Annotated in this window: 18 protein-coding genes and 1 pseudogene; 5 read left to right on the forward strand and 14 right to left on the reverse strand. The window is 61.3% G+C overall.

The genetic code is table 11. The annotated features are described in order from the left end of the window. Positions 1-15 precede the first annotated feature (15 nt). A complete protein-coding gene (locus ABIE28_RS20565) occupies positions 16-573 on the forward strand; it encodes a gamma-glutamylcyclotransferase (RefSeq protein ID WP_354066262.1) in 558 nt (185 codons plus the stop codon). A 57-nt stretch (positions 574-630) separates the two neighbouring features. On the opposite strand, the gene ABIE28_RS20570 is transcribed toward ABIE28_RS20565, so the two are convergent. The 5 genes from ABIE28_RS20570 to ftsE form a co-directional block, all read right to left on the reverse strand. Further along, positions 631-975 carry a hypothetical protein gene (locus ABIE28_RS20570; RefSeq protein WP_354066264.1) on the reverse strand — a complete coding sequence of 115 codons (345 nt, stop codon included), beginning with the start codon at positions 973-975 and terminating at the stop codon, positions 631-633. Positions 976-1,106: 131 nt separating this feature from the next. After that, positions 1,107-1,913, reverse strand: coding sequence for a lysophospholipid acyltransferase family protein (locus ABIE28_RS20575; protein WP_354066266.1), 807 nt, complete (start codon positions 1,911-1,913; stop codon positions 1,107-1,109). A 35-nt stretch (positions 1,914-1,948) separates the two neighbouring features. Further along, on the reverse strand, positions 1,949-2,458 hold the full coding sequence (locus ABIE28_RS20580; protein WP_354066268.1) for a YcxB family protein: 510 nt from the start codon (positions 2,456-2,458) through the stop codon (positions 1,949-1,951). 1 nt (position 2,459) lies between these two features. Further along, the gene (locus tag ABIE28_RS20585; RefSeq protein ID WP_354066270.1) at positions 2,460-3,377 is read right to left on the reverse strand and encodes a cell division protein FtsX; all 918 of its coding nucleotides are present in this window, start codon (positions 3,375-3,377) and stop codon (positions 2,460-2,462) included. Then, on the reverse strand, positions 3,370-4,032 hold the full coding sequence (gene ftsE / locus ABIE28_RS20590; RefSeq protein ID WP_354066271.1) for a cell division ATP-binding protein FtsE: 663 nt from the start codon (positions 4,030-4,032) through the stop codon (positions 3,370-3,372). Before ftsE ends, ABIE28_RS20585 begins: the two co-directional genes overlap by 8 nt. Before the next feature lie 205 nt (positions 4,033-4,237). Here ftsE and ABIE28_RS20595 point away from each other — a divergent pair. The 3 genes and pseudogenes from ABIE28_RS20595 to ABIE28_RS20605 form a co-directional block, all read left to right on the forward strand. Beyond that, a pseudogene (locus ABIE28_RS20595) lies at positions 4,238-4,336 on the forward strand (zinc-ribbon domain-containing protein); the annotation flags it as partial. An 18-nt stretch (positions 4,337-4,354) separates the two neighbouring features. Beyond that, the gene (locus ABIE28_RS20600; protein ID WP_354066491.1) at positions 4,355-5,158 is read left to right on the forward strand and encodes a hypothetical protein; all 804 of its coding nucleotides are present in this window, start codon (positions 4,355-4,357) and stop codon (positions 5,156-5,158) included. After that, on the forward strand, positions 5,158-5,574 hold the full coding sequence (locus ABIE28_RS20605) for a response regulator (RefSeq protein ID WP_354066272.1): 417 nt from the start codon (positions 5,158-5,160) through the stop codon (positions 5,572-5,574). Before ABIE28_RS20600 ends, ABIE28_RS20605 begins: the two co-directional genes overlap by 1 nt. A gap of 199 nt (positions 5,575-5,773) precedes the next feature. Here ABIE28_RS20605 and lysA read toward each other — a convergent pair whose 3' ends face one another. The 3 genes from lysA to argH all read right to left on the reverse strand — a co-directional run bounded on the left by lysA (position 5,774) and on the right by argH (position 9,600). Then, on the reverse strand, positions 5,774-7,033 hold the full coding sequence (lysA, locus tag ABIE28_RS20610; protein WP_354066273.1) for a diaminopimelate decarboxylase: 1,260 nt from the start codon (positions 7,031-7,033) through the stop codon (positions 5,774-5,776). 241 nt (positions 7,034-7,274) lie between these two features. Next, positions 7,275-7,994 (reverse strand): gamma-glutamylcyclotransferase, encoded by a 720-nt coding sequence (locus tag ABIE28_RS20615; protein WP_354066274.1) that lies wholly within the window; start codon positions 7,992-7,994, stop codon positions 7,275-7,277. A gap of 157 nt (positions 7,995-8,151) precedes the next feature. Beyond that, positions 8,152-9,600 carry an argininosuccinate lyase gene (gene argH / locus ABIE28_RS20620; protein ID WP_354066275.1) on the reverse strand — a complete coding sequence of 483 codons (1,449 nt, stop codon included), beginning with the start codon at positions 9,598-9,600 and terminating at the stop codon, positions 8,152-8,154. 21 nt (positions 9,601-9,621) lie between these two features. On the opposite strand from argH, the gene ABIE28_RS20625 reads away from it, so the two are divergent. After that, positions 9,622-10,284 carry a TlpA family protein disulfide reductase gene (locus ABIE28_RS20625; protein ID WP_354066276.1) on the forward strand — a complete coding sequence of 221 codons (663 nt, stop codon included), beginning with the start codon at positions 9,622-9,624 and terminating at the stop codon, positions 10,282-10,284. Here the strand turns inward: ABIE28_RS20625 and ABIE28_RS20630 are convergent. The 6 genes from ABIE28_RS20630 to ABIE28_RS20655 form a co-directional block, all read right to left on the reverse strand. Continuing rightward, positions 10,281-10,502 carry a hypothetical protein gene (locus ABIE28_RS20630; RefSeq protein ID WP_354066277.1) on the reverse strand — a complete coding sequence of 74 codons (222 nt, stop codon included), beginning with the start codon at positions 10,500-10,502 and terminating at the stop codon, positions 10,281-10,283. The two genes, ABIE28_RS20625 and ABIE28_RS20630, sit on opposite strands and share 4 nt — an antisense overlap. 12 nt (positions 10,503-10,514) lie before the next feature. Then, entirely contained in the window at positions 10,515-10,697 is a 183-nt protein-coding gene (locus ABIE28_RS20635; RefSeq protein WP_354066278.1) for a putative motility protein, read from the reverse strand. 100 nt (positions 10,698-10,797) lie between these two features. Further along, the gene (locus ABIE28_RS20640) at positions 10,798-11,481 is read right to left on the reverse strand and encodes a rhomboid family intramembrane serine protease (protein WP_354066279.1); all 684 of its coding nucleotides are present in this window, start codon (positions 11,479-11,481) and stop codon (positions 10,798-10,800) included. Between the two features lie 7 nt (positions 11,482-11,488). Beyond that, complete coding sequence (locus tag ABIE28_RS20645; protein WP_354066280.1) at positions 11,489-12,085, reverse strand: cob(I)yrinic acid a,c-diamide adenosyltransferase; 597 nt, start codon at positions 12,083-12,085, stop codon at positions 11,489-11,491. Positions 12,086-12,094: 9 nt separating this feature from the next. Then, positions 12,095-12,298, reverse strand: a complete 204-nt coding sequence (locus ABIE28_RS20650) for a twin transmembrane helix small protein (protein ID WP_354066281.1) — start codon at positions 12,296-12,298, stop codon at positions 12,095-12,097. Between the two features lie 6 nt (positions 12,299-12,304). After that, on the reverse strand, positions 12,305-13,210 hold the full coding sequence (locus tag ABIE28_RS20655) for a LysR family transcriptional regulator (protein ID WP_354066282.1): 906 nt from the start codon (positions 13,208-13,210) through the stop codon (positions 12,305-12,307). Positions 13,211-13,215: the final 5 nt, after the last annotated feature.

Raw genomic sequence — 13,215 nt, forward strand, 5'->3', positions numbered from 1 at the left:
ATTTGGGTTCAGGTCATGGCAATGCACACAACAGATACGACACTTACCCATTGGGTCTTCGGCTATGGTTCCCTGATCTGGAACCCCGGTTTTGTGCATATTTCAGCCCAGCAAGGCCTGCTCAAGGGCGCCCATCGCAGCCTTTCCATCGTCTCGCATCACCATCGGGGTACGCTTGAGCGGCCGGGGCTGGTGTTCGGGCTGGCGCGGGGTGGGTCATGCCGGGGCATGGTGTTTGAGGTTGCCGACAGCGAGTGGGCCGCCGTGCGGGCCTATCTTGAGGAGCGCGAGCAGGTCACGGCGGTCTATCGTGATGTGATGCGGCCGGTGCATCTGGCTGACGGGCGGACTGTCAGCGCACTGGCTTTTCTGGTCGATGAGCGGCACGAGCAATTTGCCGGACGGCTGAGCATCGAGGAACAGCTTGTCATGGTGCAGGCTGGCGTTGGCCTATCCGGCCGCAATGTCGACTACGTACTCAATACCGCCAAGCATCTCGGGGATCTGGGGATCCGCGATCGGCAGTTGATGGCGCTGGCCAAGTTGCTGGCCAAGGACGATGTGGCTGCTTGAGGCCATGGTTCGCGATGGCATCGTCGGGATAATATCGCGTGGTAAGGCAGCCGGTTTTTAAGCCGCCTGCGCGCCCGCCAAAGGTTCTGCTCCTTCGAGGTCCCAGATGGTGCTGAGGCGTTCGGCAGCGGCGCCGGGGGTGGTGAGGCGGAAGACGCGGTCGGCGCAATCGAGCGCCAGACGGAAGCGCGAGCGGCTCATCGGATCGCCAACCAGTTCACCGGTGGAGCCAACCCAGAGCACATGGCTACCCTTGGCGATCATGTACAGATCGCTGTCGCCCATGGCAAAATGTTCAAGGTTTTCGCTGATCACATCATAGGCGCGACCTGAGCGGCCCTGCCAATTGCTGTGGCGACCGAAGCCGTGGACCAAAACCTTGCTCTCGACAATGCCAGCCATTCACGCCATCTCCACAGCGTTCAACGAACAAGAACAAAAATAGAACAAAATGCAATACATGTCAAGCGCCCTACAGCGCTCTAACTAGATGTATGGCTTCGTTCGCTGGCGCCGTCAACATGTGGTGGCTATCAGGCGTTTTGATACGACTGCCTGAGGGCATCAAGCTTGCGGCGCATTTCTGGGTCGACGGGACGGGAAAGACCATTTTCATCAGCCTCTAGAATCAGCTGATCCGAATCGGTTTCGATGGCTTTTTTGAGTCGCTCCATAAACACATTGGAGGCGAGGCCCGGTTCGATGGCCGGCAGGAACTTGGCTTCGGCCGTTCCGGGCCAGATCACAGCGCTGTTGCGACCCCAGAACAGGCCCGAATTGAGCGCTACCGGCACGACAGGGACGCCCAGTTCCATATAGAGGCGGACGATGCCCTGGCGGTAGTCGGCGGGCGACAGCGGCGCCTTGCGGGTGCCTTCGGGGAAAATCACAATGCGGCAGCCGCGTTCGACGGCGGCATGGGCCTGGGCCATCATCAGCGGGATGGCCTCGGCGCCCTTGCGGCGGTCGACTTCGATGCAATCGAGCGAGCGCGCGGCCCAACCGAAGAAGGGGATGCGCATCAGCTCCTTCTTGACGATATAGGCGGGGCGGCCAGTGTGCGGGAAAATGGCAAAAACGTCCCAGTCGCTCTGGTGCTTCGCTGCAATGATACAACCGCCTTCTGGGATATTTTCAAGGCCACTGACCTTGGTCTTAACGCCCGTCAGCGCCCGCAGATAGGCGAGCGTCGAGCGACACCAGAACTTGGCTAGCGCCCAGCTGGCCGGGGTGCGGCCACCGATCAGCGCGATCGTGCCGATAACGATGGCGACGATCACGGTCTGGCCGATGAAGATGAAGTAGAACAGCGCGGTGCGAAGCGCCTGTATGACGGCCATAATCGTAACTCCGCTGCATTGATGTTCGGTTCGGCTTAGTGGCCGACCTGGGTTAAATAAGTGCGCAGCCCATTTTGCTGGTCGGTGTCCAGAAGGCGCTTTGGGATGAGCCTATAAAGCCGGTTTGATTCCAATAAAAGGAAACACTTGCCGTCTTCGGTCCAGGCCATGAAGTGGCTCCACGGTATGGTGAAGGTACCATATTCCGAGACGGCGCGCAGTCCGGCATCTGACCATGAGAGGGTGAGCGTCACCTGTAGCGAGCGTTGCTGCTTGAAATTGCTGCGCGCCCGGATCGGAACCAGCAGCACGGTCAGCCCGACGACGATGACGAAGGGCAAAAGTGAGAGGCCGAGAACGACGAAGGGCATTTGAAGTGCCTGCTCCACGCCGCCCCAGACAAAGGTCAGAAAAGCCAGCGTAGCCAGCCACAGCACGAACCAGCTGAACAGCACGCGGGGACGGGTGAGGCCTCTTTTGGTATAGAGCCAGCCGGCCGCCGCGACGTCATCGGCAGTCAGGGTGAATTCCCCTGTCGTCTCCAAATCAGGATGTCTCGCTGAGGAAGCGGCGCACGGTGACGCGCGAGGTGATGGCGGTCAGCGCCGCAATTACCGGCACCACGGCGACGATGCCGATAATGCCGTCAACGCCCAAGGCAAAGCGGCCAAACAGCACGCCGGCCTCGCTCGACAGCATATTGCCGGCGGCCGCGCCGATCAGGGTGAAAAACAGTAGCGCCGCGACGGTGCCGAGCAATCCGCCCTGCAAGCCAAAGGACAGGAAACGCCCCTGGAACTCGCCTGCGATGAACTTGTTGGAAGCGCCGATATAGTGCAGCACGTCGACGATTTCGCGGTTGGTCGACATGGCGCCGCGCGTCGCAAAAACGATGGCGAGCACGGTGGCTGCGCCGATCAGGATCAGCACCAGCAGACCCGAAAACACGATGGTGCCGGCCATGGTGTTGAGCTGCTGGCGCCAGGCGGCATGGGTATCAAGGCTTGCGCCCTTCACCGCCGCCAGATTGCGCTGGAGGCCCTCAATATCGGCGTCAGCCGGATCGCCGAGTTGGACGACGACAAGGCGCGGAATGTCGATGGCGGTGAGGTCGAGCCCCGCGCCGAGCCATGGCTCAAGCAGCTTTTGGCTTTCCTCGATGGTCAGCGCGCGTGCGCCGGCAACGCCAGGGGTCGACTGGGCCAACGACACGGCGGTGCGCAGGTTGGATTCCATCACCTCGCCCTCGACGGGGCGGATCTGGATGGTGACTTCGCGACCGACATCGGCAGACCAGGCTATGGCCGATTTTTGCACCAGCACCACGCCACCAAGCGTGACGGCCGAAAGGAAGCTCATGATGGTGATCAGCAGCAGCAGGGTGCGGCCGGACACGCTCTTTTCAGGAACGATGGGCGCCGTGCCCTTGCGGATCGGCAGGACAGCCAGAATGCGCTCAATCATGGATCACCAACTCGCCCTTGCTGAGCAACATGCGGGGATAGCTGAACTTGTCGAGCAGCGGCAGTTCGTGGGTCGCGAGAATAATGGTGGTGCCCAGGGTGCGGTTGAGCTCGGCAAACAGGTGCACGAGGCGGCTCGAGAGGTCCGGATCGACATTGCCCGTGGGCTCGTCGGCCAGCAGCACCTTTGGGCGCGCAATCACGGCGCGGGCAATGGCGGCACGCTGTTTTTCGCCACCTGAAAGCAGCGATGGCGGCGCGTTCATGCGCTCGCCCAGGCCAACCCATTCGAGCAGTTCGGTGACGTTGGGTCGATATTCACTCTCGGCCTGCCCGAGCACGCGCAGCGGCAGGGCGACATTTTCAAAGGTCGTCAGGTGGTCGAGAAGACGAAATTCCTGAAACACGATCCCGATATGGCGTCGCATCTGCAGCAGCCGATCCTGGGTCAGATTGGTCACGTCCTCGCCGAACATGGTGACCTGGCCACGCGATGGTTTGAGCGACAGCAGCAACAGGCGCAGCAGGCTGGTTTTGCCTGCGCCCGATGGGCCGGTGAGGAAATGGAATGAGCCGGGTTCGACCGAAAAGGTCAGGTCTCGCAGAATTTCGGGACCATTGCCGTAACGCAGGCCGACATTGGAAAACTCGATCAAGAACGCTGGCTCCCCAATTAGTCCGCAACGACGCGAATCAAATGTTGCACGCATCATAACAGTCGGGCGCGCCACCACGGTCCTTACGTCGATGATAGGGGCACAAATGTGGTGGATTGCCGGGACGTGGCGGAGAGTTTGAGGAGTTTTAACCTAGCACCGCTACATTCGGGGACTGCCCATTCGTCTTTTTTTGTCTGGCTCAATGATCATTACCTGCCCACATTGCCAGACGAAGTACCAGGTGAGCTACGAAGCCATCGGGTCGGCTGGTCGAAAGGTGCAGTGCGCCCATTGCCAGCAGGCCTGGCAACAACGCCCCATGGCCCGGGATAAATCGACCGTCGACGAGATAAAAGCCTTCGAAGCCATCGTGGAAGATGGCCTCGATGAGGTGATGGAGCAGGAAGAGCGCGAGGTCGCCGCCGAGACGGCCAAGACCGTCAAGAAAACCGAGGCGCAGGAAAAATGGGATCAGGAAGTCGCGCGCGACACTGATTCGACCATTGCCGGTAAGGTTGATCCCGCCGTCATCCGCAATCGCCAGCGCGCTTTCAAGCAGCGCAAGGAAGCCATGGAGGCGCATCTGCCTCTGGCCCGCATGCGGCGCGGCCTGCGCTGGGTTGGCGCGCTGCTGCTGATTGGCGTGCTCGGCACAGCCTATTTCGGTCGGGTACAGGTGGTTGAGCAGTTCCCCGCCATGGCCGGTCTTTATCAATCGGTGGGCCTTGGCGTGAACGTCGTCGGCCTCGATTTTTCCGACGTGACGACGCTGCACACGACGCGCGACGGCAAGGACCTGCTGATCGTCTCGGCCCAGATCGTCGGGCTGATGCCCGATCCGGTGCATGTGCCGGCCGTGGTGGTGACGCTGCTCGGCGCCGATGGCAACAGCCTTTACGAGTGGAGCGTGGTGCCAGCCGTGCGCGATCTGATGGGGGGCGAGCGGGCGACGTTCAACACCCAGCTGGCGCTGCCGCCCGGACCTGCCGAACGCGTCCGCCTGAGTTTTGCCAATGGGCAGAAACAACGAACAACAACAACCGATGGTGCCGTTACGGCGAAAGCCGTCGATCCCGTGGCGCAGAGTGCGCCACCAGACCATTCTAGCCCGGAGCACCATTGATGGCCCGTATTCTGGTTGCCGAAGACGATCCATCGGTGCGCGCCTTCGTGGTGAGCGCCCTGACGATGAAAGGGCACGAAGTCGTCGCCGAAGAAGATGGCGGGCTCGCTGCCGAGACGGTCGACGCCGAGAACGGGCGTTTCGATCTGATGCTCAGCGACATCAAGATGCCCATCATGGATGGCATCGGGCTGGCGCTGCATGTCGCCGCCAAGTTCCCCGATATCATCATCGTGCTGATGACGGGCTTTGCCGACCAGCGTGAGCGCGCGCATGGGCTCGATGCGCTGATCTATGACGTGATCGTCAAGCCGTTCACGCTGATGGATCTGCTGACCAAAATCGACGATGCGCTTGAGGGTAAGCCCGTGGAAGTCGTGTCGCTCGGGCGGCAGGCGCGGGCGGGCGAGCAGTAGGGTTTTGCTGCTTTATGATGGCGCCATGGTGCCAAGGTCACAGAACGGTCCCCTCGCCCCTCAGGGGAGAGGGCTAGGGTGAGGGGTGAAGCCTCTCGGCTCCAGCACCACGCCTGACCCCCTCACCCGACCCTGCGGGTCGACCTCTCCCCTCAGGGGCGAGGTGAAAATCGCGCCGAATTTGAACCAAGATCTAGCGTCACACCCAGTCCGGAACGCTATCCAACCCAATCAACTCATCAATCGACTTGCGCGGCCGGATGACGTGGAATTTCTCCCCATCCACCAGCACTTCCGGGATCAGGGCCCGTGAATTGTAGGTCGATGCCATCACGGCGCCATAGGCGCCAGCGCTCATCACTGCCAGCAGGTCGCCTTCCTTGACGCCAGGCATGGTGCGGGCCTTGGCGAGGTAATCGCCCGTCTCGCAGACCGGGCCCACGATGTCGGCGGTGATCGGGGCAAGGTTGGAGTGATTGACCGGCACCACATCGTGGTGGGCTTCATAGAGCGTGGGGCGGATCAGATCGTTCATCGCCGCATCGACGATGACGAAATTGGTGCCGCCTTCCTTCACATATTCGACCTTGGTGACGAGGATGCCGGCATTGCCAACCAGCAGGCGGCCAGGCTCGATAACAAGCGTCACGCCGAGCTGGCCGACCTTGTCGCGCACAACAGCCGCATAGGCGGTGGGCAGCGGCGGCGCGGCTTCATCGACATTGTAGGGAATGCCAAGGCCGCCGCCGACATCGACGTGCTTGATATTGTGGCCATCGGCACGGAGCGAGGTGACCAGTTCGGCCATCAGGCCAAAGGCGTTGCCGAAGGGTTCGAGATCGGTGATCTGGCTGCCGATATGCATGTCGACGCCCACGGCCTCGACATTGGGCAACTCGGCGATGCGGCGGTAGACTTCGCGGGCGCGGGCATAGGGAATGCCGAACTTGTTCTCGGCCTTGCCGGTCGAAATCTTGGCATGGGTGCGGGCGTCGACGTCGGGGTTGATACGGACCGACACCTTGGCGGTCAGGCCCATATCGGCCGCAACCATCGACAGGCGTTCCAGCTCGGGTTCGCTCTCGACGTTAAAGCACTTGATGCCGACTTCGAGACCCCGGCGCATTTCGCCGATGGTCTTGGCGACGCCCGAAAACACGATCATCTCGGGCTTGATGCCAGCGGCCAGCGCGCGTTCCAGCTCGCCGCCAGATACAACGTCAGCGCCGGCACCTTCCGATGCCATGAGCTTAAGCACAGCCTGATTGGAATTGGCCTTCATCGCATAGGCCAGCAGCGTCGGGATGCCCTCAAACGCCGCCTTCACTACCCGTACGTGGCGGCGCAGCGTGGCGCTGGAATAGACATAAAACGGCGTGCCCACCTTGGCGGCGAGATCGTTGAGATTGACGTCCTCGGCAAACAGAGTGTCGCCGCGATGTTCGAAATGGTGGACCAAGGCAATTCCTTTCTTCCCCTCTCCCCTTGTGGGAGAGGGTGCCCGAAGGGCGGGTGAGGGGCTTTGTTTACCCCGGCCATTCGAGCGTAGCTCTCGTGGCCTTCTTGCCTAAAATTGCTCCACCGGAGCAATTTTTATGGCGCGAAGCCCCCTCATCCGGCGCTATCGCGCCACCTTCTCCCACGAGGGGAGAAGGGGACTCGGTGATCTAAACCGATGGCGCCAAAAACGAAAGCAAGACTTAGCGATCCGGCTCATAAGCGGCTTCAATGCGGTCGGCGACCAGCGATTGGAGCTCCCAAAGATGCGGATCGTGGATGCCCATCTCTTCGAGGTGGCTGACCGTCGCATAGAGATATTCGGCCATCGAGCCGCGCGAGCCGACGGCCTTGGCCAGTACGCTCGCCACGTCTTCCACCGACAGCCCCGAGACATAGCGCCCCGAATTGCGGTCGATGCAAAAGGTGATGGCACGGATGATGCGGTCGCCGCTTTTGACGTTGACCCAGCGCGGTGGAAAGGGCGAGGGCTTCCAGCCCATTTCGCGCTCGAACAGCTGGGTGAGTGACTCAGCGATCTTGCCGGGCGGCAGGCGATAGAGCACGCCATTGCAAGCGCCGCCGCGATCGAGCGCCAGCATCAGGCCGGGATTTTCGTCACTACCCCGAAAGCGGTTGTTCCAGCCCAGGCAAAACGAGCGGTGCCAGCCACGCACCAGGCCCTTGCGCATTTCCACATAGTCGCAGGCCGGTTTCCAGATCAGCGAACCATAGGCAAAGATCCAGACCTCTTCCTGCTCGGGTGTGGGGCCCAGAAATTCGGTAATGGTGCGGTCGTAGTCGGCTTGGGTCGATGGCTGCATGCCCTCGGGCGGCGGGGGCATATCCTCATCGGGATTGGGTGGCTGCAAATAGCCGACATGGCGCTCGGTGAGGCGCATCTGTCGGGATGGTCTGGGCATGCAGCGGTCTCCCTGGCGGCGCATGGCGCCGGATGAGGCATTGATCTGGACGTTGCAGCCAAATCAACGTGAAGGCCATTCGAGCATAGCTCTCATAGCCTTCTCATCTAAAATCGACCCAAGGGAAGGATTTTACCTCAAGCGACCGGTTTGCAGGTCATTCGACCCCGCCGTCGCCATGCCCGCCATGTTTCTTTTTACCCAGCGGCTTTGGCTCGTGTGCCTTGCCGGTCAGTGCGGTCTTCCAGCGGGCGGCCTGGGCCAGAACGTTGATTGGCGCGGTGCCGCCATAGGACTTGCGGGCGGCAACAGATGCCTCGACCGTCAGCACCTTGTGGACGCGGCTATCGATGCGCTCGTCGACCGACTTGAAGTCCTCGATGGTGAGGCCTTCCAGCCCGCAATTCTTCTTTTCGGCAACCGCCACGATCTGTCCGGTAATGTGGTGGGCGTCGCGGAAGGGGATGTTGAGCTCGCGCACCAGCCAGTCGGCAATGTCGGTGGCAGTCGAAAAGCCAGCCGCGGCCGAAACGCGCATGCGCTCGTGGTTCGCCGTCATGTCGCCGACCATGCCGGTCATCGCCGCCAGCGACAGCGACAGGGAATCGAGCGCGTCGAAGGCGACTTCCTTGTCTTCCTGCATATCCTTGGAATAGGCGAGCGGCAGGCCCTTCATCACGACGATCAGGCTGGTCAGTGCACCGACGATGCGGCCGATCTTGGCGCGCACCAGTTCGGCGGCGTCAGGATTGCGCTTCTGCGGCATGATCGAGCTGCCGGTGGTAAACTTGTCGGAGAGGCGCACAAAGCCGAACTGCGCCGAGCTCCAGATCACCATTTCCTCGGCAAAGCGCGACAGATGCATGGCGCAGATCGACGCGGCAGCCAGCGTTTCCAAAATGAAATCGCGATCTGACACGGCATCGAGCGAATTGGCGGTCGGGCGGTCAAAGCCCAGCTTTTCGGCCGTCATGTAGCGGTCGATGGGGTAGGGGGTGCCGGCAAGAGCAGCCGAGCCCAGCGGGCTTTCATTGAGGCGCTTGCGCGCATCAGCGAGGCGACCCGCATCGCGGCCAAGCATTTCGACATAGGCCAGCAGATGATGGCCAAAGGTCACCGGCTGGGCGCTTTGCAGATGCGTAAAGCCGGGCATGATGGTCTCGGCTTCTTCCTCGGCCTTGGTGACCAAAGCGAGCTGCAGCGTCTGAACCTGGATCACCAGCGTATCGATGGTGTCGCGGACATAGAGCTTGAAATCGGTCGCGACCTGATCGTTGCGCGAGCGTGCGGTATGCAGGCGCCCCGCAGCATCGCCGATCTTTTCGCGTAGGCGGGATTCGACATTCATGTGAATGTCTTCGAGCGCCCGCGAGAACGTGAAGGTGCCGCCCTCGATTTCGGCTAGCACCTCGTTTAGACCGGCAACAATGGCGTCGCGGTCTTCATGCGTCAGAATGCCCGTCTCGGCGAGCATTGTGGCATGGGCTATCGATCCTGCAATATCCTGGCGGAACAGGCGTTGATCGAATCCGATCGACGCGTTGATTTCCTCCATGATGGCGTCGGGTCCGGTAGCAAACCGTCCGCCCCACATCTTATTGCTCATCGAATACCTCGGAGAATGTCTATGACCGATACGCACGCGCCCCGCCCTGGAGCTTCGAGCCGCGTCCGGCTGGCGATTGTCCTGGGGTTGGCGGGATTGGGCGTAGCTATAGCGGCGTGGGTGTGGCTCGGCAATGCCAGTCAGGCCAAGGAATGCCCGGTCCAGGAACAAGCGGCGGCCCTGATCGACGCGGCGGCCAAGGGTGAACTGGCCGCACTCAACGGCACCGGTGAAGGGCGCGGCTACGCGACCATGGCGTTCAAGGATGCCGCTGGCACCGACATGACCATCGGCGATTTCAAGGGTAAGGCGCTGCTGGTCAATTTCTGGGCAAGCTGGTGCGTGCCATGTCGCGAAGAAATGCCGGCGCTCGATGCGCTCGCCACCAAATACAATTCCGACGCCTTCATGGTGCTGCCGATCAATCTCGACATCGGCAATAGCGGCAATGAAAAAGCGCAGGGTTTCCTCGACGAAAACGACTTCGCCAACCTGCCACTCTACGCCGATAACACCTTCGCCGCCTTCGAGCGCCTCAAGCAGCAGGCCGTCGCGGTTGGTCTGCCAGCCACACTGGTACTCGACGAAAATGGCTGCGAACTCGCGGTGCTGCAGGGCCCCGCCCATTGGGACACCCCCGATGGCGAAGCGGTCATCGAAGCCCTGATCGGCCTCAAGAGCTAAATCAGCCGATCCACTACGGCGCCGGTGTTGATCACTGGCGCCTCGGCTTCGCCCGTGGGGCTGAGGCCAGCTTCCTTGACCTGCTCGGCATTGCCGGCGACTTCGAGCTCCAGCCGCAATTGGGCGACTTTGGCCAATTGCGCGTCAAGGCCGGTGCCGGTGCGGTCAACGAGGCGATTGATCATGACCGATGGGGATATGCCGAGAGCGTTGCTCATCGTGCAATCTCCTCAGGCGAGCTTGTCGACCTTGGCGCCCTGCCCCGGAGGGGGAGCGGAAAGAGCCGTCTGCATCAGCACGTCGAGCGTTTCGGTCTGCATCTCGTGGGCTTTTTTGAACAGCACCATCTGCATATTGGTTTGCAGCTTGGCGGAGTTCATGGCCATCATTTGCATCGAGAGATCGGTATTCATGCCGGACCTCCTTTTGCTGACTGTCCACGCTCAACAATAGGGCGCGGATGTAAACAAAACCTTCGGAAATCGTGGCAATTTGGTGAAATGTGACTCCAGCTCAGCGCCCGCCAAACAGCGCCACTTCCCGCCGTTTGAAGGTTGCTGCCAGTATCACGCCGGCGATGAAGCCACCAATATGGGCCCACCAGGCTACAGGTTCATTCGATCCGATCAGCACGTAGAAGAACTGCGTCGCGACCCAAAAACCGAGCATCCAGAAAGCTGGCACCGGCAGCGGAATGGGGATGATGATGCGGGCCAGCACGAAGACGCGGGCATGCGGATAGAGCACGATATAGGCGCCCATGACCCCGGCTACTGCACCTGACGCGCCGATCAGCGGGCCATTGTCGTTGAAGTTGAACGCCATATGGGTGAGCGCGGCCAACACCGCACAGGCAACGTAAAACAGCAGATATTTGAAGTGCCCGAGCGCGTCCTCGATGTTGTCGCCAAACACCCAGAGGAACAGCATGTTGCTGAGCAGATGCAGCCAGTCGGCATGGAGAAACGCATAGGTGACCAGCGTTGCCCAATCGGGCAGCCATGGCACGGGCTGCGGGTAGACGTTGCGCACGACAATGGGGATCATGCCGAAGTCTATGGTGGCCTGATCGAAGGCGCCCGGCGGCAGCACCGCCTGCACGCAAAAGCACAGGATGGTGAGGCCGATCAGCCCATAATTGACGTAAGGAAACGCCACATGGCGCATCGGATTGGTGTCGTGCAGCGGCAGAAACATTAGGGGCCTAGCCGCCTTTCTTGACGTCACCGTAATTGCCCGGAACCCAGAGCAGGTCGCGCGCCCCATTGTTGTTGGCGACGCGGGCCAGCACGAACAGCATGTCGGAGAGGCGGTTGAGATAGCGCACCGCTTCGGGATTGGTGTCGGGTTCGACCGAGGCCAATTCTACCGTAATGCGCTCGGCGCGACGGGTTACCGTCCGCGCGACATGCAGCGCGGCCGACAGCGGCGTGCCGCCGGGCAAAACGAAGCTTTTGAGCGGGGCGAGATCGGCGTTGAAATGGTCGATCTGTTTTTCGAGAAAATCGGTCTGCACCGCACGAACGCGGAGCGACGGAAACTGGGCATCTGGATCATCGGTGCCGGGCGTTGCTAGGTCCGAGCCGACATCGAACAGATCGTTCTGGACGCGGCCAAGCAACATGTCGATGCGCGGCATGGATGTGGTCAGCAGGCGACACTGGCCGAGCAGCGCATTGGTTTCGTCCACCGTGCCATAGGCCTCGACGCGCAAGTCGAACTTTTGGCGTCGCGGGCCGCGCACCAGGCCGGTGGTGCCGTCATCGCCGGTCTTGGTGTAAATGCGGTTGAGCTTGACCATGGTTCGGGCTTAACCGCGACCGCCGCCGCCGAACAGGAACAGCGCGCCGAGCAATAGAATCAGTGCAACGGCCTGGCCCATGACGCGCAGGCGCATCAGCCTCTGGCTGGTATTGCCCGGACCGCCTTTGACCATGTTCCACAGGCCCATGCCCAGCACGATAACGACAAAGAGCAGGGCGAGAGCGATGGCGATATTAAGGGCGGTTTCCATGATGTCCTACCGTAGGGAGTGTTGCCCGTTGATATAGGTCGAGAGACCATCAGCCAACGCGTCATAAATGGCACGAATTCGGTGCGAGGTGAACAATTCCCTGTGTGTGGTCAGCCAGATCTCGAGTGGCGGTAGCTTGAGATCGAGCGGCAGGGCCACCAACCCGGGCGTCAGCGGCACAAGATTGGCCTGACCGAAGCCGATGCCGAGCCCTGCCTTGATCAATTCCCAGCCCTGCGTCTGATTGTCCGAACGCAGCGCGAAGGCATCGCGGGTGATGTCAAAGCCAAGGTTTTTGGCATGGGCGACGATGGCCTCGGAGCGGTCAAAACCGATCAGGTCATGTGTCCAGAGTTCGGCCGCCGTGGTCGGTCTGCCGCGCCGGGCGAGGTAACGCTCATGGGCGACGGCCACCAGCGGGATTTGCCCCAGATGGCGCGTCACCAGTTCCAGTTGGGTCGGGCGGAACATGCGCACGGCAATGTCGGCCTCGCGCAGCAGGAGGTTTTCGGCTGAGTCCGAGGGCACGCTTTCGATCGCGATACGTGGATGATGGGCGCGGACCGAGGTCAGGATGGTGGGGAGCACATAATTGGAAATCATCGTGCTGGCGGTGATGCGCACCGTGCCGCCGCTATCGTCCTGCGCGCCATCGGCCAGCATCGAGGCTTCGGCAAAAGCCGTGCGGGCGGCGGCGACCGGCTCATATAGACGCAGTGCGGTGGCGTTGGGCCGCAGGCCTGCCATGGTACGCTCGAACAGCGTGAGGCCGAGATAGGCTTCAAGCGCCTCGATATGGCGGCCAAGCGTCGGCTGGCTCAGGCCCAGCGCCCGCGCGGCGGCGGACAGCGATCCTTCGGCCACCACGGCCGCAAAACTGCGCCACAGAGTCCAGTCGGGTTCTTTATTCATAATTG

It is taken from the genome of Devosia sp. 2618 (assembly GCF_040546815.1).
Lineage (GTDB): Bacteria > Pseudomonadota > Alphaproteobacteria > Rhizobiales > Devosiaceae > Devosia.